Source organism: Sphingomonas sp. 67-41, from assembly GCF_001899725.1.
In the GTDB taxonomy this organism is placed as follows: domain Bacteria; phylum Pseudomonadota; class Alphaproteobacteria; order Sphingomonadales; family Sphingomonadaceae; genus Sphingomonas; species Sphingomonas leidyi.
The window spans coordinates 97,239-122,019 of the sequence record NZ_MKWJ01000012.1 but is presented as its reverse complement, the minus strand read 5'-3'; the positions used below and the strand labels follow the sequence as shown (position 1 = coordinate 122,019).

The 24,781-nt window shown below is 68.0% G+C and carries 5 protein-coding genes; 3 read left to right on the top strand and 2 right to left on the bottom strand.

Annotated features, from left to right (window positions below; translation table 11 throughout):
* Positions 1 to 5 precede the first annotated feature (5 nt).
* Both BGP17_RS06860 and BGP17_RS06855 read right to left on the bottom strand, forming a co-directional pair.
* On the bottom strand, positions 6 to 1,922 hold the full coding sequence (locus tag BGP17_RS06860) for a sensor histidine kinase (protein ID WP_286711457.1): 1,917 nt from the start codon (positions 1,920 to 1,922) through the stop codon (positions 6 to 8).
* A complete protein-coding gene (locus tag BGP17_RS06855) occupies positions 1,909 to 2,598 on the bottom strand; it encodes a response regulator transcription factor (protein WP_167298042.1) in 690 nt (229 codons plus the stop codon). The genes BGP17_RS06860 and BGP17_RS06855 overlap by 14 nt, the downstream gene beginning before the upstream one ends.
* Before the next feature lie 241 nt (positions 2,599 to 2,839).
* Between BGP17_RS06855 and BGP17_RS06850 the strand changes: the two genes are divergently transcribed.
* From BGP17_RS06850 to BGP17_RS06840, 3 genes are all read left to right on the top strand, one after another.
* The gene (locus BGP17_RS06850) at positions 2,840 to 3,985 is read left to right on the top strand and encodes a helix-turn-helix transcriptional regulator (protein ID WP_286711456.1); all 1,146 of its coding nucleotides are present in this window, start codon (positions 2,840 to 2,842) and stop codon (positions 3,983 to 3,985) included.
* A 369-nt stretch (positions 3,986 to 4,354) separates the two neighbouring features.
* The gene (locus BGP17_RS06845; RefSeq protein ID WP_286711455.1) at positions 4,355 to 6,067 is read left to right on the top strand and encodes a ShlB/FhaC/HecB family hemolysin secretion/activation protein; all 1,713 of its coding nucleotides are present in this window, start codon (positions 4,355 to 4,357) and stop codon (positions 6,065 to 6,067) included.
* Between the two features lie 11 nt (positions 6,068 to 6,078).
* Positions 6,079 to 24,729 (top strand): YDG domain-containing protein, encoded by an 18,651-nt coding sequence (locus tag BGP17_RS06840; RefSeq protein ID WP_286711454.1) that lies wholly within the window; start codon positions 6,079 to 6,081, stop codon positions 24,727 to 24,729.
* Positions 24,730 to 24,781 lie beyond the last annotated feature (52 nt).

Sequence of the window (24,781 nt, the reverse complement as noted above, 5' to 3'; positions counted from 1 at the left end):
CGGGATCAGGCCGGCTGGGTGCGGGCGCCTTCGATCGGCAGCAACAACGTGAAGCGGGTACCCCGCGGTGTCGATTCGAATTCGACCCGGCCGCCGATCACTTCGGCCCGGCGAGCCTGGTTGCCCAGGCCGCGGCCCTGCGCCGCCATGGTCGCGTCGAAACCTCTGCCATTGTCCTCGATGCCCACGCACACCTGGCCGTCGCGCACCCCGGTGGTGACGACGATCTCGTTCGCGCCGGCGTGCTTGATCACGTTGGTGAAGGCTTCCTGCAGAATCCGCAGCACGTGGAGCGAATGGCGCTGGTCGAGCCAGGGGAGCGGCGGCACGTCGCGCACGTCCCAGCGCAGGCGGATGCCCGTAGCCTCGAGCCGGGGTTGCAGGCGGAAGCGCAGGGTGCCGAGCAGCAGCAGCAGGTCGGTCTCCACCGGCTCCATCGAATCGATGGTGAGCTTCAGGTCGTCGATGCAGCCCTTGAGCAGCTGGGCGATGTCCGTTTCGTCGATATGGCCGTGCTCGACCATGCGCAGCGTGCTCACCAGGGACGAGCCGAGCCCGTCGTGCATGTCCTGCATCAGGCGCTGGCGCTCCTGGAAGAGCACTTCGCGCCGCTCGATCTCGCGCAGCTTCTGATGGCTGGCGTTGAGCTCTGCCTCGCGCTCGGCCAGGCGGCTGGCGAGCACGAGGTTGGATTCGGCCACGGCATGCATTGCCCTGATGTAGCGGCTCAGCATGATCTGGCAGAAGGCGATGATCAGCGCGATCTGCGCGTAGAAGGAGACGAACAGGCTCTCGATGTCGATGATGTTGTTCTGCAGCAGCATGTCGCGCCCGCCCAGGATGAAGGAGAGCAGGCCGCAGATCGCCAGCCCGATCCCCTCCATGGTGCCCGCGCGGCGGCTCCAGACGATGTGCACGATGAAGGTGAAGGTGCCCACGCTCACCATGGTGATGTACATCAGCGGCGAGACGATCGTGGCGTCGGCCGTCCCTTCGAACAGCGGCAGGGTGATCCCGCCGAAGCCAAGGCACATGACGGCGATGACCGCGGTCAGCCAGCGTGCGTGGTGATGGTGCAGGGCGGTGAGGAAGAGATGGGCGATCAGGATCGTCCAGCCCACCGAATTGACCGTGACCCAGCCGAACCAGGCGTCCGAGACGGGCAGGCGGTCCGCACCCATATAGGCGTGCATCACGCGCAGGAACGTCGCGACGGTCATCAGCGCATAGAGAAGGTAAAGCGTCTCGCGCCGCGACCGCAGCCAGACGAGGAAGGCGAACACCCCCGTCGCGAGGAACATCGCCGAGCTGATATAGGGCAGCTCGGCCTGGAAGAAGGCGCGGGTGTAATAGGCTGCGGCGAGTTGGCGATAATCGCCGATCCACAGCGTGGAAAGCGCGCCGCCGATGCCCCGGACGTGGCGGATGCGGATCAGCAGGTCCCGGGGCGGGGGGCTCTCGGCGGCTTCCTCGAGCGGGATCCACAGCGGCCGGTTCGAACCGTTCCACTGGAGATTGGCGTGCGTCTGGTAGAAGAGCCGCCCGTCGACATAGATGGCCAGCTCGCCATCCGTCTTCCAGCGCGGGATGTAGAGATAGGCGCCGCTCGGCGCCGCCTGCGCGGGATCGATCGTGAAATGATACCAGGTCGTCTGGGTGGGCAGCAGCCCGGCATCGCCGGCACCCGGCAGCATGTGCGGCCGGGGTGCATGGGGCAGGGCGATGTCCTGCCACCGGCCCGGCAGCGCGCGCCAGTCGGCGGTGCGCGATGGCGGGGGATAGCCCTGGGTATATTGTACCAGCAGCTGCGCGCGGGTCAGGTGAATGCCCTGCGGCCGGGATCCGAGATAAAGGGCGGCGAGGATCAGCGTCGCCAGGCCCGCATAGACGAGGAAGGTCCGCAGCGACCTAGAGAATACCATGGTTGCGGGCCTCGAAGATCGCTTCCGCCTTCGAGGTGACCTCGAGCTTCTGGTAGATTCGCCGGACGAAGGTCATCACCGTGTTGCGCGAGACCAGCATCAGCTCGGCGATCTCGTCATAGCTGAAGCCCTTGGTGATCAGCTCGAGCGCCTCGCGCTCGCGCGGCGAGAGCGGGGAGGCGATGGGAGTCGCCGTCGCCAGCGCGGCGGCGGTGGGCACTTGCGGTGCCTGCTCGACCGGGCGGAAGCGCAGCAGGATCTGGCGGGCGATGCGCGGGCTGATCGGGCTGCCCCCGGCATGGAGCGCGCGGATCTCGTCGGCGATCTTCTCGGCCGAGCTGTCCTTCAGCAGATAGCCTGCCGCCCCCGCCTCGATCGAGGCGATCACGTGCTTCTCGTCGGCGAAGGTGGTGCTCACCATGATCCCGCAATCGGGCCAGCTCGCATGGGCTGCGCGGATGACGTCGATTCCCGATCCGTCGGGCAGGCCCAGATCGACCACCAGCACGTCGAGCGGATCGCCGGCGAGCATCCTGCGCGCCTGGGCGACATTGTGCGCCATGCCGATCAGCTGCATGTCCGTCGAGTTGCGCACCGCGGCGGCGAAGCTGTTCTGGAAGGCGATATCGTCCTCCACCAGCGCGACCTTGAGCAGTGGCGAGGCGGAATCGGGCATCGGGGCATCCTGGAGCGGCCCGCGTCCCGTCGCGTGGCCGTGGCGGCGATCGGATGGGCGCGTGGCGACGCCCGGCTTTCGCGCTCTTACCATTCCAACGGCCCCGAGCTTGTCCCTAGAAATAGCGACATACGCGATATTTCGTGTTCGTTACAATTTGTTCCGGAGCCTTGCCCTGGCTAATGTCGCATTTCCCAGGTCGGGCACAAACAAGAGTCGCGCCATGCCAAGCCCGGAACCCTTGACGCCGCTGCTGGTGGCGGAACTGGTCGGCGGTATCTACGAAGCCGCGCTCGATCCGTGCCTTTGGCAGCGGCTGGTCGATCGCGTCGAAGAGATCTACCCCGAGATCACCGTCGCGCTGTTCAGCCATGAGAGCCATCTCCCGGCGGCCGCGCTCACGGTGACGGCCAATTATTCCGATGCCGCGATGCGCGACTATGCGGCCCATTATTTCTCCAACAGCCCCTATGTCGATTTCGTGCCGCGCAACGGCGTCGGCCAGCCGGTGCGGAGCGAGGCGATCATTCGCGAGGAGGAGCTGTTCGGCACCGAGCACTACAACGACTTCATGCGCGTCCACCGGATCGGCCATCACGCTACCGGCATGGTGCTCGAGCGCGGACCAGGGGGCTGGGCCTCGCTCTCCTTCGCCGACCGGCGGAACGACACCGCGCGGCGCGAGCATCAGATGCAGCTGCTCCGGCTGCTCGCCCCGCATTTCGGCCGCGCGTTCAAGCTGCGGCGGACGCTGATGGACGCGCGCATGGCGGGCATGGCCGCACAGGCTGTGTTCGACGGCTGGATGCATGCCGCCCTGGTGCTCGATCGCGAAGGGCGCGTGATGACGATGAACCGCCGTGCGGAAGCGCTGGTCGCGCGTGGCGAGGGGATCATGCTCAACCGCTTCGGCCAGCCGCGCAGCTTCGACGACAGGTGCAGCCGCGCGCTCGACCTTGCCTTTGCCGCCTGCCGTGCCAGCGCGGATGCGCCGATGGAAGCGAGCGGCGAGCTTTCCGGCGTGATGCTGCCGCGCCGCGCCGGCGGGGTGCCGTTGCACGCGATGCTCTGGCCGATCGCCGCCGCGGCCGAGTTCGGCTTGCCGACCCTGCCCGGGCAGGTGTTGCTCGTCATATCCGATCCCGACGACACGCCGCCCGGCGCGGTCGCCTGGATCGCGCGGCGCTTTGCCCTGTCTCCTGCGGAGGAGAAGCTTGCCGATGCGGTGATCGCCGGCGTGCCGCTGAACGAGGCAGCGGAGAAACTCGGCATCCAGCTCTCGACCGCCCGCACGCGGCTTAAGACGATCCAGGGCAAGACCGGCTGCCATCGCCAGCTCGATCTCGTGCGCCTGGCCATGTCGGTGCCCGCGGTCCGACTCGGATAGGACGCACGGCTGTCGGCTTCTCCGCGAAGATGAACCGCGCCGAAACCACTACCATATGGGAGCTATTCGCCCCCGGTGTGGCTGCCTAGGCAGCTCCGTTCCGGATCGTGGCTGCACGATCGCGGTCGGGGGCCTGCGTCGATGAAATTGGTGTTTTCCTGTCGTGACTTGGGTGCGGGACGGGGGCGAATGCGGGAACATGGGGCAGCGATGCCGCGGTTCCGTAACGTCATTCCGCAGCTGTCACTATTAGTAGCGACAGACGCAATATCCCGCCTGCGGTACGATCGGCAGGCAGGATCGCTCGCCCGGGTCGTGGGGCGGAGCGGCCTCCGGGTTCCCCAGTTCCAGACAAAAAAAGGCCGAGCGATGCCGAAGGTTGCCGTGCAGCATCTCCCGAGCGGGCGGAAGACGCTTGCCATGTTCCTGCTACTCGGGGGCACCACGCTGGCGTTGCCCGCGGCCGCGCAGGTGCTGCCCACCCGCCAGCAGCTCAATCCGGCCCAGCAGACGCCGATACCCGCCGCGCCGCGCGGCGAACTGTTCCGCGACATGGAAACGGGGCCATGCCCCTTCGCCGACAGCGATCTCAAGGTCACGCTGACCGGCGTCGAGTTCCAGGGCGCCAATGGCGCGCTCGCGCTGGGCGAGGACAGGCTGCGCCTCGCCTATGCCGACCTGCTCGGCAGGGAAGTGCCGATCGCCACGATCTGCACGATCCGCGACCGGGTGGCGGCGCTCTACCTGCGCCGCGGCGTGCTGGCGGCCGTGGAAATCCCCCAGCAGCGCATCGCCGACGGCAAGCTGATCCTCTCCGTCGTCGAGGCGCATGTGGTCTCGGTGAGCTATCACGGCGATGTCGGCCCGGCACAGCGCCAGGTCGAGCGCTATCTCGACAAGCTGAAGGGGATGACGCCCTTCGATCTCAACGTCGCGCAGCGCTACCTCTTGCTCGCCTCGGACATTCCCGGCGTGATCGTCCAGGCTTCGCTCAAGCAGTCGCCCGGCGGCAGCGGCGCGGTCGATCTCGACATCGCCGTCTCGCGCACGCCGGTCACCGCCACGTTCGCGGTGAACGATTACGGCTCCGACTCGATCGGCCGCGATCTCGCCACCGCGCGCGTCGACTATAACAGCTTCACGCCCCTCGGCGAGCGCACCACCATCGTCGGCTATGGCACGATCTCCAGTCCGGAGCAGCGAGTCATCCAGCTGACCGAGAGCGTCAAGCTGGGCGGGGAGGGCCTCCAGCTCGATCTGTCCGGCTCGTTCGCGCGGACCCGGCCGGGGGCCGCGCTCAAGCCGCTCGACCTGCTGGGCAACAGCTTCGCCGGCAATGCCCGGCTCACCTATCCGCTGCTGCGCCACCGCCGCTACAATCTGAACCTGTCGGGCGGGCTGGAATGGATCGACCAGAAGGTCGAATTCGGCGGCGGTATCGCCACGCTGACCGAGGACAAGCTCCGCGTCTTCTTCGCCCGGCTCGACGGCCATCTCGCGCCGCGCGAGCTCGCCTCGCATTCGGTGGCCGCCACCGGCTCGCTCGAGCTGCGCAAGGGCATCAACGGGCTGGGCGCCACGCCCTATGGCAACCGGGTCGCCTCGCGCTTCGGCGGGCGTCCGGACGCCACGGTGGTCCGCGCCGACTTCTCGGTCGGCGGCCGGGTCGTCGGCCCGGTGACCGCCAGCGTCTCGGCCAGTTGGCAATATACCGACACGCCATTGCTCTCCTATGAGGAGTTCGCCGCCGGCAACCTCTCGATCGGCCGGGGCTATGACCCCTCGGCCGCCTCGGGCGACCGGGCGCTGGGTTCGACCTTCGAGATCAGCACCGCGCCCTTTGCCTTCGCCAAGCGCTCGGCCTTCCGCCCCTATGCGTTCCTCGATGCGGTGCGGCTCACCAATATCGGCCCGGGCGCCGACCAGGTGACGCTGCGCTCGGCCGGCTACGGCGTCCGCGCGCAGATCGGCCCGTGGTTCTCGCTCGATCTCGCCTGGGCGCACCCGTTCGATCGGGTCGCGCCCAAGGCGCCCAAGCCCGCCGACCGCATCCTCGTCAGCCTCTCCGCCTCGATCTTCTGAGGGATATGCCCATGTCCGCCCCCCGCCGCCGCAGCCGCCTCTTCACCACCTCTGCCTTTGGTGCGCTCGCGCTGGCCGCGCTCTGGGCAGCCCCCGCGCAGGCGCAGCTCGTGCAGGGCGCCACGCCCGCGCAGAGCAACGGCACGGGGCCGACGATCGACCAGTCGGTGCCGAACACCACCACGGTGACCTTGGGCGGCTCGCGCACGGTGATCGACTGGGACAAGTTCGACATCAACGGCGGCGACACGGCGAACTTCGTCTTCGCCAACCGGAGCGACATCGTGCTCAACCGCGTCGGCGGCGCGGCGAGCACGATCAACGGCAATCTCAACGGCACGATCGGTTCGGCGGGCGGCACCGCGGGCGGCAATATCTGGATCTACAACGCCAATGGCGTGGTAATCGGCGCGAATGCCCGGATCAGCACCGGCGGCCTGCTCGTCACCACCGCGGCGATCGATCGCGCGACGGACAGCAGCGCGGGCGGTTTCCTCGACGGCAGCTCGACCCAGTTCGGCTTCACCGGCGCTTCGAGCGACGCGGGCATCACCGTGCGGAACGGCGCGCAGATCACCAGCCATGGCGGCGCGATCGCGCTGGTCTCCACCTCGGTCACCACCGAGGCGGGATCGAGCATCTCGGCGCAGGACGGCGGCAACGTGCTCTACGGCGCGGCCGCCAAGTACAAGATCAGCTTCCGCCCGACCGGCGCGGACGATCTCGACCTGCTGAGCTTCGAAGTGGCGAGCGGGGCCGATGGCACGGCCAGCACGGCCAATGGCGGCGACCTGTTGTCGCTTAGTGGCAATACCAGCGGCAACCGCGTGTTCGCCGCGCTCGTCTCGAAGACCAACGTCTTCTCGCGCCTGCTGTCGACCGGGACGGTCACCGCCAGCACGGCGGCGCTGGACGAGACCGGCGCGATCGTCCTCACCACCAACCATAACATCGTCAACGGCGCGGCTGCCGCCACGGCCGTCGCCAATAATGGCGGCGCGGATCTCGGCCTCGCCAACGCCGGAAGCCTCACGGCCCCGGCGATCACGGTGCGCTCGAGCGATTCGATCACGGGCGGCGGCGGCATCACTGCTGCCGGCGGCGCGGTCGATCTGGCCGCCGAGAATGGCGTGCTCTGGCTCGATAGCGCGGCGATCACCGCCGGCACCCTCAATGCGCGCGCGGCCGCGTCGCTGAAGCTTACCGGCGGCTCGAACCAGATCGACAAGGTCACTGGCCTCACCTCGGGCGACTACATCAATTTCTACAGCTACACTGGCACGGGCACCGAGATCGCCGGCGACATCGTCGCGCCGGGCAATGTCAATCTCAACGTCGGCGGCGCCAGCGGCAGCGGCGTCATCCGCGCCGCCTATGCCGAGCTTTCCGGCGACGGCGCATACAACCTCGATACCGCCACCACGCTCGACTTCGTCTATGCGATCAACCACGATCTCACGGTCAACAGCACCGGCGACCTGAACATCGCGCTCACCGGGACCGCGAACAACCTCGGCAACCGGGTATTCCTCAACGCCGCCAACGGCGCGATCCACCAGAGCGCCGGCACCGGCGTGCTGAACGGCACCGTGATCGCGGGCGCGCGCGACGGCATCGATCTCAGCCAGAACAATCTGTTCAGCCAGGTCTTCGTCAGCTCGCTCACCGGCGCCACGATCGACGTCAAGGGTGTGAACAGCTTCGACATCGGCGGCCTCACCACCGGCGTGATCAACGTGACCTCGGGCGGCACTGTCGGCGCCGGCAGCGGATCGAACATTGGCACGCTCAACATCAATGCGGCCGCGATCAACATCAACCAGGCCGCGCTGGGCGCCGTCAACTTCGGCAATCTGACCGCGACCAGCGGCGACATCGCCATCGCCACCGATTCCACGGTCAGCTTCAGCGGCGCCGTCACCGCGGCGAGCGGCCATGACGTGTCGATCACCTCGAACCTGGGCGCGATCAACCAGACTGCCGGCACGATCAGGGGCCGCCAGGTCCACATGTCGGCAGGCGGCTCGATCGTGCAGGGCCAGAGCGCGACGATCACCAGCACGGGGATGGGCACCGACTCCTTCGTGGCGGGCGACGACCTGATCCTTGCCGGCGCCAACAACATGGGCCTTTGGGGCCTTACTCTGGGTTGGGGCTCGGGCAGCGACGTCACCCTTCGCTCGGCGAACCGCATCTATTTCGACGGCGGCGCGACGCCGATCGGCACGCTGACGCTGATCGCCGACAATGGTAACATCCAGCAGGGCAGCGCCGCCTTCACCGCGAACACGCTCATCGCCAGCGCGACGCAGAGCATCGAGCTCGGCACCTCGCAGAACAACAGCATTGCCCATCTCGGCAATATCAGCAGCAGCACCGGCGATGTCAGCTTGCGCATGGGCGCGAACACGCCCGTGTCGATCGACGGCACGATCAGTTCCGCCACCAAAGTGCTTTTCACCGCGCGCGGCGCGGTAACGGGCAGCGGCACGATCGCCGCGCCGCAGACCTATCTCGACACCCAGACCGGCGGCACGATCAACATCGCCGGCAGCACCACGCTGATCGGCCTGGGCACGGGCGGCGGCGATCTGACCGTCAACGCCACGGGTGGACTGGCGGTCAACACGACCGTTGCCGGCAACAACCGAGCGATCACGCTGAACGCGGCGGGCGGCGACATCCTCCAGACCGGCGGCTCCGTCGTCGCCGTGTCGCTGCTGACCCTGAACGCCTCGGGCGACATCGATTTCGGCGCGGGCAGCTACATGTCGGGCGTCATCGCGGGCTCGACGGGCGGCGGTGACATCACGCTCCGCAACGCCGGCAGCACCAACCTGGCGGTCAATACCACGGGCGCGGTCACCCTTCTGGGCGATAGCTACGATATGAGCGGTGGGGGCCATGCCGGCTCGCTCACTGCCACGCTCGGCGGCGACCTGACGCTGGACATGGGCTCGGTCGGCAGTTTCGGCGCGCTGAGCGCCGGCGGCGACCTTTCGATCGCGCTCGACGGCGACATCAAGCTCACGGACACCGTCACGGCGGGCAACTCGCTGTTGCTCAACTCGCGCAACGGCGCGATCGTGCAGACCGGCGGCACGATCAGCCTGGGCACCGGCTTCGTCTTCCAGGCCGCAACCGGGATCGACCTGAACCAGACGGGCAACCATCTGGGCAACCATCTCGGTACCTCGAGCGTCATCGGCGCCAACGGCAGCAACGTGGTGATCCGCGGCGACTGGGTGAATGCCGGTTTCTCCGGCGTGTTCGGCGATGTCCGCCTGTATGCCGAGACCGGCGATGTCGTCGTGAACCCAGGCCTCGTCGCCAATTCGATAACCGCCGAGGCCGCTGGCGACGTCGGGATCGGCAGCCAATTCGGCAAGGCCGATGTCACCACCTATCATCAGCTGCTTGGCACGCACGTCACTGTCTGGAACGATGGCGACTTCACGGTCGATGGGGATGTCGGCCGAGCGGGCGGTGTGGTGACGCTGATCGCGGCGAACGGCACGCTCACCCAGGCCGCCGGCACGATCTTCGGATCTGACATTTCACTCCGCGCCACCAACTCGGTCCTCCAGTCCAGCGCCGCGAGCGTTCAGGCGGACATCGGTGGTGTCTTTTTGGGGGATTCCGGTGCTGACCTGAAGCTACTCGGCACCAACCGGCTCGAATTTAATTCATTCAACTGGGGCGCCAACGCCACCGTAACGATACGCTCGCTCGGCGATCTGCACTTCGACACCGTTGGCACCAACCCTTCTAACCCTGCCATCGGCGCGCTCACACTGATCTCGGACACGGGTAACGTCGACCAGTGGGGCAGCTTCAACGCCGCCTCGCTGAACGTCCAGGCGCACGGCGACATCACGCTCTACGACCAGTATTCCGGCACGGCGAACAAGGTCGGCAGCGTCACCGGCCTGACGAGCGCGACGGGCAGCATCAGCTTTAAAGAAGACAATGGCTTCACCATCGATGGTAACATCAGCGCGGCGGCGGGCAATGTCTCCCTCAGCTCCGGCGGGGCGATCGAAACCTATTCGGGCAAGCTTTCGCTCGGCGGCACGCTGGCGGTAACCGCCGGCGGCGATGTCTCGTTCGACGTGGCCGGCAACATCCGGCTTGGTGCCGTGGACACCACCGTCGGCAGCGGCGGCAAATTCTACCTGGGCGGCGACAGCGACATCGCGCTGACCGGCGCCGTCAATACCGGCACGCACGACCTGATCCTGTACACGAACGGCGGCGCGATCACGCGCAACGGCGGCACGGTTTCCAACAGCTTCCCGGCCACGACCTATGCCACTGCCTCCGGGGGAATCGACCTCGCCGGTGCCGGCGGCGTGAACATCTGGGCGACCTCGACCGGCGGCGGCGACATCCACCTGAGCGGCGACAGCTATATCGGCTTCTCGGTGAACACGACGGGCGACGTCACCATCGACAGCGGTGGCTCGGTCGGCAACAGCGGTGACGTGATCGCCCATTCGCTGGGGATCAACGCGGGCAACGGCATCAGCGTCTACGGCTCGAGCGCCACCGTCAATGTCGGCAGCTATCGCTATCTCACCACCGCGGCCGGCCAGCTCGAAATCCAGACCCCGGGCGACATCCATCTCGACGGCGACGTCACGGTGGACGCGTCGGGCAACGCCGACTGGATCCATCTCCAGTCGACGAGCGGCTCGATCCTGCAGAACAGCGGGAAGATCGCCGGCGGCTATGCCATCACCCTGGATGCGGCGCAGTCGATCACCCAGAATACCGGTGCTCAGGTGATCAGCAATGGTCCGGGCGGCTTCTACTTTACCGGTACCGACGTGATTCTGGCCGGCGCGAACCAGATCGACGCGATCTCCAGCTATACGGTCAGCCACGACTTCACGCTGCGCAACGCCGGCGACATCCAGCTGTGGGGCAACACAGTCACCAGCACCGGCGACTGGAATCTGACCTCCGACACCGGATCGATCTCCGGCGTCATCCTGGCGCACAAGCTGACCGCCACCGCCACCAATGGCTTTATCCGGTTCAACGACGGCAACAGCGAGATCGCCGAGCTCGGCGCGCTGACCGCGAAGAGCACCGGCGGCGATAACGACGTCTACATCTACTCCAATACGCTGCTCAACCTGACCGGGAACATCACCGCCGGCGGCGTCAAGCTCTATGCCGCGAGCGGGATCAACCAGACCGGCGGCGCGATCACTGCGGATCGTCTCTGGACGGGCACGAGCGGCAGCCTGCTGATCGGCGGCGCGAACAATTTCGGAACCCTGACGGAGGCTTTCCACCCGAATGGGGGGACCGTCACGATCCGCAACCGCGGGGACATCACGCTGCCGGGCGCGCAGAACAGCTTCGGCACGCTCACCCTGACCTCGGACCAGGGCAAAATCAGCCAGACCGATGCCATCACGGTCGCCACGCTGGTCGCGCAGGCCGCCACCGGCATCGACCTGTCGAACACGTCGAACAACTTCACCACGCTGAACGGGCTTTCGACGACCACTGGCAATATCGCGATCGGCGATACCGGCGGCTTCGCGATCGAACGCGACATCACCGCCGCGACCGGGACCGTCGCGCTGACCAGCACCGGCGCCATCACGACCGGCACCACCACCGTCGGCTCGGTCGTTACCCCGCACGGCAAGATCGATGCGGACACGCTGACGGTCAACGGCTTCAGCGCGACGCTGTACGCCAAGGACGACATCAAGCTCGGCAATTCGAGCGTGAGCAACGGCCTGACCATCACCGCCGATCACGATCTCGACCTAGCCGGGACGATCAATGCCTCCGCCAGCCTGATCGCCAAGACCGGCGCGATCACCCAGAGCGGCGGCAGCTGGAACTCCGGCGTCTTCGGCGCCGCGTCGGCAGCCGGGGACATCACGCTCCTCCAGGGCAATCGATTCGGCACCTTCAACGCCCAGTCGAGCGGCGGCGGCACGATCCGCCTGAACAATGCGAACAGCGCGGCGCTGAACCTCGGCCTCACCACCTCGGGCAGCGCCGCCGTCACCACCGCCGGCGCGCTGAGTTCGAGCGGCATCACCGTCGACAGCCTGTCGGCGAGCGCCAACGCGATCGACCTGACCAGCAATGTGAACGTCAACAGGTTCACCGGGCTCGCCGCGGCGGGCGGGGACATTCGCGTCACGGTGGCCCATGGTTTCACGATCGAGGGCGACGTCACCGCCAGCAAGGCGACCGGGAAGATAATCGACCTCTGGGCGAATGGCGGCGCGATCACCCAGACCACCGGCACGATCTCCGCCTATGGCGTGACGCTGCGCGCCACCGGCAACGTGACGCAGGCCAGCGACGGCAAGGTCGATGCCAATGCCACCACGCTGGGCGGCGCCAACCTGTATCTGACGGGTGCCAACAGGTTCGGCCTCGGCACGGCAACCGCCATTGATTCGGCCGGCACGGTGCAGCTGCGGGGCGACGGGCTGTACCTGCAGTTCCTCAACCCGGCGGGCAACGTCACGCTCACCGCGACGGCCGGCGACATCCAGCTCACCAGCGACGGACTCACGGCCAGCTCGCTGACCGCGAACGCCAGCGGCGCGATCCAGATGTCCAACGGCACCAGCCATGTCGGGACGATCCACGGGCTGAGCGGAACCAACATCAGCTTCACCGGCGACGCCTTCACCATCGACGGCGATATCACGGCCGACGCCGCCACTGGCATCGTCAGCCTGACGGCGGACAGCGGGAACCTCAGCCAGGCGGCGGGCACGATCTCGGGCGCCTATGTGAACCTGACGTCGAACAACAGCTCGGTGCTGCAGGATGCGGCCGCGAAGGTCGTGGCAGGCAGCGGCCTGGCCGTCACCAGCGCCCATGGCGACATCGCGCTCAAGGGCGCGAATGATTTCAACGGCACCAACGGCAGCACGCAATTCATCTATGGCAGCGGCAAGAACGTCTGGATCCACAATCTCGGCAGCATCGCCTTTACCGGCGGCACCGTCGGGGCGCTCAACCTGTTCTCCGACAATGGCGCGATCACCCAGGCCGGCGCGATCACCGCGGCCAGCCTGAACGCCGGCAGCGGCACGGGCGTCACGCTCAACACCAGCGGCAACGCGATCGACACCGTGGGCACATTGAACGGCGGCACGGGCAACGTCACGCTCAAGACCGCCAACGCGCTCACCCTGACGGGCGACATCGGCGGCAACACCGTCACGCTGACCGGCGCCAGTACGATCGTCCAGAACGCCGGCGCGATCACCGCGAACAATTTCACCGCCAACGGCACGGCTCTCGCGTTCAACGGCACCAACTATGTCAGCCAGATCGACGTCCTGAACGCCAGTGCCGGCAGCGCCTCGTTCATGAACCGGTCCGGCATCCTCATCGGCGGCCATGTCAGCGCGACGCAGGATGTGTCCTTGACCTCGCAGATCGGTGCGATCGGCGGTGCGGGCTATGTCTCGGCCAACGCGCTGAACCTCTCGTCCGCGCGGAACATCACGCTCGACAATGCAGCGAACGCGTTCAGCAGCCTGACGCTCTACGCCATGGCCGGCGACGTATCGCTGACCAACCATAACGGCTTCCAGATCGCCGCCGGCGGCGTCAACGCCGACATCCACAGCGTGACCTTCGATCTCGGCGGCGGCGCGCTCACGGCATTCGACGCCAACAGCAAGATCACCGCGGGCCGGCTGAACCTCACCGGCAACGGCAGCAACGCCACCGTCTATGGCGGCGCCACCTTCGGCCTGGGCGACATCACGCTCGGCACCGGTACGCTCGATGTCACCGTGGCGGGAAATCAGGACCTGGCGCTGGGCGGCGACATCCTCGCCCGCATCGTCTCGCTTTCGAGCGGGGGGACGATCACGCAGAGCAGCGGCGTGGTGACGACCGGCACGCTCAACCTGTCGTCGCATGGCGCGATCTTCTTCGACAGCGCCAACAATGTCGCCGGCATCGGCGCAGTCGACACGCATGGCCCGGGCGATTTCGCTTTCCGCAACGCCGGCGACCTCGTCCTCACCGGCGCCGTCACCGTGAACAAGGCGACGCTGAACTCGAACACCGGCTCGGTCACCGGCAGCGGGCTCACGGCAAACACGCTCGTGGTCGACGCCGCGACGGGCATCAACCTTTCGGGCAGCCTCGCTTTCTTGCGGGACCTGACGAGCGCCACCGGCGGGATCGACATCAGCAGCAGCAGCGGCGTGCTGAACCTCTATGGAAACATCAACAGCGGCCTTGCCGGCACGACGCTCAGCGCCGCCGGGATCACCCAGACTTTGGGGATCATCACCGCTGGCGCGCTGACTATTTCCTCGACCGGCGATGTCGATCTGACCAAGGCGAACCAGGTCCAGAGCACCGGCACGATCAGCACCGGCACCAACTTCTTCCACTTCGCCAACGCCGGCGGCTTCAACGTCGGCGGTTCGATCATCGCGGGCAATGTGGAACTCACGGCCGGGGGAACCGGCTCGATCACCCAGACCAGCTCCACCGTTGCCGCGGCGACGCTGACGGCGACGGCGGGCGGCGACATCAGCTTCGATCGCGCCAACAGCGTCGGCCTGTACAATGCCCAGGCCGGCACCGGCCGCACGATCACGCTGCGCAACTACGCGGATCTGGTCGTAAAGGCGATCACCGCGCAGGATGGCACGGTCAACCTGACCTCGAATACCGGATCGGTCGGCCAGCAGGTTGTGCCCGGCAATTCGATCTGGACCGGCACGCTCAATGCCAATGCCGCGGCGGGCATCGATCTCAGCCAGTATAATTACGTCAATACGCTCGGCAATCTGAGCGCCGCCGACTCGATACGGTACAACAGTGCCGGCACGCTGATGCTGGGCGGAAACATCAGGGCCGGCGGCACGCTGGCCATGAACGTCGGAGGCTATATCGGCCAGCTCACCGGCACGATTGCCGCGGATCATCTCGATCTGAACGCGACCGGTATCGCGCTGATGAGCGCGAACGACATCGGCTCGACCAACGCGAGCAACCTCGTCGCGACCGACGACATCACCTTCCATTCGGCGAACGCGATCCTGCTTGGCAATGTCAGCACCTCGGGGCTGCTTTCGCTCACCGCAGACAGCGGCGACGTCCGGCAGATCGCGGCGTTCGCCGCCGACCGGCTCGATGTCAGCGCGGTTGCGGGCGATATCGTGCTCGATCGGGTCAATTCGGTCAGCATGCTCAACGACGTCACCGCCGGCGGCAGCTTCCGCCTCGGCAGCGACCGCAGCCTGACGCTCGACGGGAGGATTTCCGCGCCCGGCCTGGTGAAGCTCAGCATCGACGGCAGCCTGATCCAGACCGGCACCACCGGCATCTTCACCGATGCGCTCGAGGCGAGCGCGACGGCTGGCCTCAGCCTGCTGAACCACAACCATGTCGGGCAGGTTTCGCTCGATGGTGGTGGGCACGACGTGCGATTCCACAATGTCGGCGCCATCGCGATCAATTCGATCAACGCGGCGGGTGCCACGATCGAGCTGATCTCCGACACCGGCGCGATCACGCAGAGTGACCCGGTGAACGGCGCGCTGATCGGCTCGCTGATCGTCAACGCGGCCGGCGGCGCCACCCTGCTGGGCAGGGACAACCAGATCGCGCATCTCGACGTGATCAGCGGCGGCGACGTGAGCATCGCCAGCGGCACCAACGGCTATGGCGGCATCATGACCGTCGACCGGATCGCCGCGGCGGGCCGGCGCGTATGGCTCGCCAACAGCGTCGCCGCGATCAACGGCGGCAATATCACCGCGGACTATCTGTACCTGTTCGGGCTCGGCGGCGATCTCACCGCGGCCGCCAACAATGTCGGCACGCTCAATGCGCACACGCCCGCGGGGAACCTTGCCTTCACCAACACCGGCGATCTCCTGATCGACGGGATCGTGACCAACGGGGCCACCGACGTAACGCTGCGCAGCGAGCAGGGCGCGATCACGCAGGCGAACAATGCGATCGTCACCATCCGCGGGCTTACCGCCTATGGCCGCGACGGCGTATATCTCGGCGGTGCGATCGACCGGATCGACGGGCTCTCGGCGGCCAGCGACAAGAATGTGACCGTCTTCTCGAGCCATGCGCTCGATATCGCGGGAGACATCACCGCGGGGAGTGCCACGCTCCAGTCCAATAGCGCGGGCGGCGCCATCAACCAGAGCGCCGGCACCATCACCGTGGACCGCCTCTACGCCGGCGCGTCCGGTGCCATCAGCCTAGAGCGCGCCAACCGGATCGGCGAGATCACGGGGCTGAGCTCGCTCAACGGCGCCACGATCAGCCTGACCACCCAGGGCGATCTGGCGCTCAACGGCTTCGTGACGGGCGGCGACCTCAATTTCGACACGGGCACCGGCAGGCTGAGGCAGGTCAGCGGCACGCTCTCGGGCGGGCGCGTCGCGGTCACCGCGGGCGACGTCGTGCTCGACGGGGCCAATACGGTCTCCGAATATTATCTCGCCTCGACCGGCGATGCGACGCTGCGTGCCGCCGGCGCGCTGCGGATCGGCGGCCAGGCGGATTCGATGACGGTGCGCGCGGGCGGCGCGATCACGCAGCTCAGCGCGCTCTTCGTCGGATCGCTCGACGCGAGCACGACCAGCGGCGGCATCAGCCTCAACCTCGCCAACCGTATCGACACGATCGCCGGGCTGGGCGGCTCGGATGTCTTCGTCCACAATGTCGTCGACCTGGATATCGCCGGCGACGTGAATGGAGGTAGCCAGGCCTATTTCCTCGTCGACGGCAGCCGGATCGTCCAGAGCGCGGGCACGATCTCGGCCGGCAACGTCACGTTTTCCGCGGGCGCCGGCATCGACCAGGCCTCGACCGCCAAGATCATCGCGAGCAGCTTCAACGGCACCGCCGGCGCTGGCCTGTCGCTGGCCGGCGCCAACCAGATCGACAGCGCCACGCTCTCCACCTCGAGCGGCAATCTGCTGTTCCGCAACAGCGGCAGTCTCGACGCCGCTGCCTTCACTTCGCCGGGCGACCTCACGCTGATTTCCGATACCGGCTCGATCACCCAGTCGGCGGCGCTGTCGATCGGCGGCACGGCGAGCTTCAGCGCGGCGGGGGACATCACGCTCGCCAATGGCGGGAACAGCTTCCTGTCGCTGGGCCTGATCAGTGCCGGCGGCAATCTCGACCTGCGGGCGACGAACCTGACGCTGACCGACGATGTCACGGCCCGGAACATCTGGCTCCAGACCACCGGTGGCATCAGCCAGCAGGGCGGCATCGTCACCGCCGACGGCCTGGGCGGCATCTCCAATGGCGGGATCGCCCTGGGCAACGCCAACCAGATCGCCTCGATCGGCGAGCTGCGCGCGCGGGCGGGCGACCTGACGCTGCACGTCACGGGCGATGTGAGCCTGACCAACGCGGTCGCCGCCGCGGGCAATCTCGTGACGCTCATTTCCGACACCGGCGGGATCACCCAGGCGAACAATCCCGATGCCGTGATCTATGGCAGCAGGCTCAATGCGAGCGCCGGCGGCGACATCACGCTGGGCGGCGCCAACCAGTTCGGCGTGCTCAGCCTCACCCTGCCGGGCAGCGCCACGGTCAACACCGTCGGCAACCTCATGCTGGCCGACACCATCGACGTGGGCGGCGACCTGTCGCTCACTTCGGGCGGGCGGATCACCAGCCATGGCGTGACCGGCGGCGTGACCGGTACACTCACGTCGCACGCCCAGGGCGGCATCGCCATCGCATTCAACAGCGGCGATGTCGGCGCGTTCGGCGACCAGATCACTGCCTCGGGCGATGTCAGCCTCCTGAGCGAGCATGTCCGCCTGACCGGCCGCGTCACCGCGAGCGGGGCCTTCAGCGTGCAGGCGACCAGCGGCTCGGTCACCCAGGCGGCCGGCTCGGTCATCACCGCCGCCAGCGCCGACGGCTCGGCGACCGGCGACCTGCTGCTGGGCGGCGACAACACGATCGGCAGGATCAACGGGCTGTCCGCGGCCGGCGACCTGGCCTTCAAGACCAGCGGCGGCATCCAGATCGCCGGGGCGCTCACCGCCGGCAGCAGCGCGACCATGACGCTGATCGCGGGCGGGGACATCGACAATGGCGGCACCGCCGCCGTCTCCGGTGGCACGCTGATCGCATCGGCGGCGGGCCATTGGGTGCAGTTCTACGGCAACGGGCTGGTCTCGTTCGGCAAGCTCGGTGATACGAGCGCCGACAATTTCATACTCAACAACAACGGCGCGGTCGATCTCGTGGGCAACGTCGTCGTGACCAGCGGGATGGTCGTCGACGCGACCGGCGCCATCACCCAGTCCGACGGCAGCCTCACGGTCCGTTCGCTGTCGCTCTACGGCCGCGGCGGCGTCACGGCCGACCGGGAGAACCACGTCGTCCGGCTGCAGGGGAATACCTATTCCAGCGCCGCCTTCCGCTTCACCAATGCCGGGGACCTGACGGTTCTGGGCAATATCGGCAGCGGCGACGTCACGCTGAACGTGGACGGCGATCTCACCGCCAATGCCGGGATCGGCACGCTGGGCGTCATCACGCTCAACGCCAACGGCATCCAGACCGGCGAACTCTGGGGCAACGACGTCATCGTCAATGGCGGCGCGCATGACGTGCGCATCGGCCGGATCCTCTCGCAGGACGATGTCTCGGTGACCGGCACCGGCTATGTCAGCGTCGGCTCGCTCGACCTGCTCGGCGGCACCGATGTGGCGGGCGACGGCTATAATGTGCGGATCTCGGGCGGCGACGTCCTGCTGGGCGCCGCGAGCGGTGCCATCACGGCCTCGAACTATCTCAGCTATGGGGCGGGAGTCACGCCCGGCTCGGTCGCGGTCCTGGCCACCGGCAACGCCACCGTCGGCGTCACGGATGCGAATGCCGCCATCGGCATCTCCGCTGCCGGCGACGTGCATGCGGAGTCGATCAACCAGTTGCGGATCGACGGTGCCAGCGGCGCGAACGTCACGCTGATCGCGGGCACGGACCTGACGCTTTCGGGCAATTTCCTCGCGAACGGCGCGCTCACCGCCACCGCGACGGCGGGCGACGTGCTCGGCGCATCGGCTCGGCTCGGCGCGGGCCTGACGACGGACGGGGCCCTGACCGTCAACGGCGGCAACATCGCCCTGCTCGAGGCGAGCGGCAATTACGACGTGACGCTCAACGGCACTGGCGCGGTCGATATCGGCCTGGTCTATGTCGGTCGGAGCTACACGCTGAAGGGCGCCAGCTTCCTTGGGGCCGCGCTGACGCCGGTCGGCACCCGGACGGGCGACTGGAGCCTGACCAGCCTGGGCGATCTCGACCTGGGCGGAACCACGCTCGAATATCCCCGCGCCATCGACTTCCAGATCGACGGCCTGCTCAGCAACGGCACGATCCGCTCGGCCGGCGGCGCGGTGACCGGCTCGGCCGGCACGATCAACCTGTACGAACTGCTCGGCGCGACGGGCGTCGACGTCTCCACCACGACCGGCGGGTTCGAAGCCTTCCATGTCGATGGCGGCACCGGCATCGCCCGCATCGCGAGCGCGACCGCGATCGACCTGACCGGCAGCATCGAAGCCGGCGGCGACGTGCATCTCTCCACCGGCAGCGGCGGCATCGCCACGGGCTATGCCAGCGCGGGCGGCAGCATAACGCTGTACGCGCAGGGCGGGAACGCGGTCCTGCGCCAGGCGAAGCTCACCGGCGCGGCCGGCGATCTCCTCGTGCAGAGCACCAGCGGCGATGCGGTGCTCGGCGCCGACAATTACCCGGGCGTCGGCAACGACACCTATTTCGAGCGCGCAGCGGGCGCGACCGGCAATGCCAGGATCCTGGGCAGCACCGGCGCGTTCGTGAACCTCGATCATTCGGCAGCGCTGACCCAGGTCATGGGAGCGGACGCCGCGGTCAACCTGCGGAACGGCGACCTGTCGATCGATACGCTGACGGCCAATGCGGGCACCGCCAGCGCCTATCTGGGCAACGGCGCGCTCACCGTGAACACGGCCTCGGGCGACACGGTCGATCTCCAGGCGATGGGCGGCAACCTCGTCCTGGGCGGCGGCGGCATCACCGCCAACGATCTCTATCTGACCAGCAACCGCGTGGTCGACACCACTGCCGTCTCCCTTCTCGAGGCCGGCAACTATCTCGAGATCGACGGCGGCGAGGTCCGGGCAGCCTCGCTCGGCTCGGGCGGCGACCTGGTCGTGAACGGCGATACCGGCGGGATCGCGATCGACGCGTTGCGCGCCGGGCGGGATGCGTCGGTCGTCACCACCGGCAACCTGGCGATCGATCGGATCTCGCTCGCGGGCGGTGGCCAGTTCGCCGCAGGCGGCACCGCGACGGTGCGCAGCCTGGCCGCGGCCGACGGCTTCGCGCTCGTCGCGCAGGGCAATGTCGTGCTGGGCGCCGATGCGGGGGTGAGCCCCGGAAGCCATTACTCGGTCGAGACGGGCGGCACGCTGGGCGGCTGCGGTTGCGGCAGCGGTGGCGGGACGGTCGCCTCGCTGGGCGGCGATGTGTCGATCAACCTGTTCAGCGTGACGGGCGTGCTCGACGCGGTCAGCGCCGCCGCGGGCGATGTCGGCATCTCGATCGGCTCGGGCGATCTCGGGATCAATTTCCTGCAGGGCCACAACATCGCCGCTTCGGTGCCGGGCGTGCTCACGGTGACGAACGTGGAGAGCGGCGGCGGCAGCTATTCGCTGACCGCGGCGGACTTTGGCGGCCTTGCGCTCAGCCCGACCCTGTCCGCCGGCGCCACCCGCCTGGGCGACGTCACGATCATCGACACCGATGGCGACCTCAGTTCGGCGGGCTTCCTCCAATCCTCGGGCAATATCCGTGTCGAGGCGCGGGGCGGGGCGATCACCGGCGCCTTGACCCTCATCGCCGCCGGCGACGTCACCGCGATCGGCCGGGGCGTAGGGCTGCAATATGTGTCCGGTCGCGACGTCACGATCGATGCCGGTACGGGCATCGCCGCGATCTCCAGCTATCTGAGCGTCGACCGCGACTACACGGTCACCGCCGGAGACTTTGCGGGCAATGTCCTGGCGGTCAACGGCGCCCGGGCAGGCGCGCTCCGGATCACCGACACGGTGGGCGATTTCGACTTCGGCGCGAACGGCTTCGCCTTTGGCGGCGCGATCCGCATCGATGCGCTGCACGGGGCGCTGCGGGTCGGGGCGCTGGATGCCGGCGCCGGCATCCTTCTGAACGGTTCGGGCGTCTCCGCCGGCATGCTCCGCGCGGATCAGGGCGGGATCGAAGTGGCGAGCAGCCAGGGCATCGATATCGACGGCGCCCATGCGCTCGATTCGATCCGCTTCCAGGCGGGCGGCAATCTGCGCCTGGGCGAGGCCTCGCTCAGCGGCACCGGCGCCAATATCCTTGCGCTCGGCGCGGGCGGGGACCTGGTGTTCGGCGCGGCCGACCAGGCCTCGATCCTCGGCAGCAGCGTCTTCCGCAATCTCGGTACGCCGCTGAGCGGCACGAGCATCCAGGCCGACGGCGCGGTCGCGATCAACTTCTACCGGGCCGATGCGCTGGCCGGGATCCGCGGCGGCACCGTGCAGCTCGCGGTCAGCACCGGCGACTTCTCGGCCGGCGCCATCCGGGCGGTCGGCGCGATCGCGGTGCAAGGTCCTTCGGGCAGCCTGGCGCTCGGCAACCTGACCAGCAGCGCGGGCCACATCGACGTCGCGGGCCAGGGCAATACCACCCTGGGCGACGTTTCCGGCAACTTCGTCGTCAACCTGCTCTCGGGTGCCGGCAACCTGGCCTTCGGCAATCTCGGCGGTGGCGACGTGCAGCTCACCGCGGCCGGCGGAATCACCGGGGCGAGCGTCTCGGCCGGCACGCTTGGCGTGGTGGCGATCGGCGGCAATGCCGATCTCGATCACAACGGCACCGGCTCGCATGTCGGCAGCCTGGGCAGCGTGACGATCGGCAATGGCGACTTCCTGCTGCGCAACCTCCAGGACCTGAGCCTCGACGGCGTGATCGATGTGAACGGCGTGCTGGACTTGCAGGTGGCCGGGGCGCTGACGCAGAACGCCTATTATATCGTCGCCGATCGCCTGCAGGGCAGCGTGACCGGCGCGGCGGTGCTGGGCGGCGGCAACAGCATCGGCGCGCTGGGCAATTTCTCGAGCAACGGCCTGAAGCTCGGCAACAGCACGGCGCTTGCGATCGACGGCCTCGTTCAGGGCAATGCCGGCGCGGTGACCATCGCCTCGCATGGCGGCATGACGATAACCGCCAATGGCCGCATTGCCTCTTCGGCCGGGGGGGATGCGATCACGCTCTCCTCGGACGGCCGGTTCCTCAACCTGGCTGGGGCCGGGGCCCTCGCCACGCCGAACGGCCGCTGGCTGATCTACACCCAGACCGGCGGCAATTCGGGCCATTCCGATCCGAACAACGATTTCGGCGGACTGGCGGGCACCAGCTATTACGGCGCCGTCTATGATTTCGGTGCCGGCAGCTTCACCACGGCGCCGAACGCGGGCAACCGCTTCGTCTATGGCTATCGCCCGGTGCTGACGGTCACGCCGGACAGTTTCCACGTCACCTATAACGGCGCGGTCCCCGTCCTCACCGCGACGATCACCGGGCTGGTGAACGGCGACAGCGGCAGCGCGGCCTGGTCGGGCGCGGCCGCACTCAGCGGTGCGCGCCGCGACGCCGGGACCTATGCGGTCTATTCCGCGCTCGGCTCGCTGGCGTCGGACATGAACTATGCCTTCGGCTTCGGCATGGGCACGGTCGTGGTCGATCCCCGCGTGATCAGCGCGATCCTCACTGCCGACAGCCGCATCTATGACGGCACCACCAACGCCACCGGCAGCCTCGCGCTGAGCGGCCTGATCGATGGCGACCAGGTGGCGGCGAGCGGTGTCCTCGCCTTCGACAGCAAGAATGCGGGCAGGCGCGTGGCCACGGCGAGCGGCATCACCCTCTCGGGCGCGGATGCGGGCAACTATGTCGTCAACACGACGGCGACTGCGCTGGCGGACATCCTCGCCAAGACGATCACCGCGACGCTTTCGGCCAATAGCCGTACCTATGACGGCACCACCAATGCCACCGGCAGCCTTACGCTGAACGGCCTGATCGGCAACGACCAGGCGGCCGCGAGCGGCACGCTGGCGTTCGACAGCAAGAATGCCGGCACGCGCACCGTCACGGCGAGCGGCATCACGCTGTCGGGCGCGGATGCGGGCAATTATGTGGTCAGCGGCACGGCGACCGCGCTGGCGGACATCCTCGCCAAGGCGATCACCGCGACGCTGACGGCCAATGGCCGCACCTATGACGGCACCACCAACGCCACCGGCAACCTGGCGCTGAACGGCGTGATCGGCGGCGACCAGGTGGCCGCGAACGGCACGCTGGCGTTCGACAACAAGAATGCGGGCATCGGCCGCACCGTCACGGCGAGCGGCATCGCGCTCTCCGGCGCCGATGCCGGCAACTATACCGTGGGCACGACGGCGACGGCGCTGGCGGACATCCTCGCCAAGACGATCACCGCGACGCTGACGGCGAACGGCCGCACCTATGACGGCACCACCGCCGCCACGGGCACGCTCGGCCTGAACGGCGTGGTCGCGGGCGATACGGTGTCGGTCGGCAGCACCGGCATGGCCTTTGACAGCCGCAACGCCGGCGTCGGCCGCACGGTCACGGCGAGCGGGATCACCCTCTCGGGCGCGGATGCGGGCAATTATGCGGTCAGCGGCACGGCGACCGCGCTGGCGGACATCCTCGCCAAGGCGATCACCGCGACGCTGACGGCCAATGGCCGCGTCTATGACGGCACCACCGCCGCCACCGGCACGCTCGGCCTGAACGGCGTCGTCCTGGGCGACCAGGTTGGCGTGAGCGCCGGCAGCATCGCCTTCGACAGCAAGAATGCCGGCAGCCGCACCGCCACTGCCAGCGGCCTCGCGCTGAACGGCGCCGATGCGGCGAACTATACGATCAGCGGCACGGCCACCGGTGCCGCGACGATCGCCCAGCGTGCGATCACCGCCACCGCGACGGCGGACAGTCGCGCCTATGACGGCACCACCGGCACCACCGGCCGGATCGCGCTTACCGGCGTGATCTCGGGCGACGCGGTGACGGGCACCGCCACCTATCGCTTCGCCGATGCCAATGCCGGCACCGGCCGCGCGGTGCAGGTGAGCGGCCTGGCGCTCACGGGTGTGGACGCGGGGAACTACGCCGTCAGCCTGTCCGGCGCGCCGGTGATCGCCGACATCACCCGCCGTGCGGTGACCGTGACTGCGCAGGATGCGACCAAGCTGTTCGGCCAGCCCGATCCGGTGTTCGGCTATGCCGTCTCCACCGGTTCGCTGGTGAACGGCGACGGCTTCACCGGCGCGCTGGCCCGCATCGCCGGCGAGCAGGTGGGCAGCTATGCGATCGGGCAGGGCACGCTCGCGCTGTCGGCCAATTATCTGCTCACCGTGATCCCGGGCACGCTCGTGATCAGCTTCACCCGATCGGGCGCCGATGCCAGCGACGCCCTCAGGATGCTGCGAGTCCGCGGCGGCAGCGGCTTCTCGCTCGACCAGAACCCCTCCCGGAATCTCGAGGGCGATGGCGAGCGCGAAGGCGCTGGCGACGGAGACAAGTAGCAAGAGAGCCCGCGCGGTCCGGCCGCGCGGGCTCTCGGCCCTTTTCGGGGGG

Bases quoted from the DNA above. Each gene is read 5' to 3' on its own strand.
- BGP17_RS06855 (WP_167298042.1), bottom strand. From the start codon at position 2,598: ATGCCCGATTCCGCCTCGCCACTGCTCAAGGTCGCGCTGGTGGAGGAC.
- BGP17_RS06845 (WP_286711455.1), top strand. From the start codon at position 4,355: ATGCCGAAGGTTGCCGTGCAGCATCTCCCGAGCGGGCGGAAGACGCTT.
- BGP17_RS06840 (WP_286711454.1), top strand. From the start codon at position 6,079: ATGTCCGCCCCCCGCCGCCGCAGCCGCCTCTTCACCACCTCTGCCTTT.
- BGP17_RS06860 (WP_286711457.1), bottom strand. From the start codon at position 1,922: ATGGTATTCTCTAGGTCGCTGCGGACCTTCCTCGTCTATGCGGGCCTG.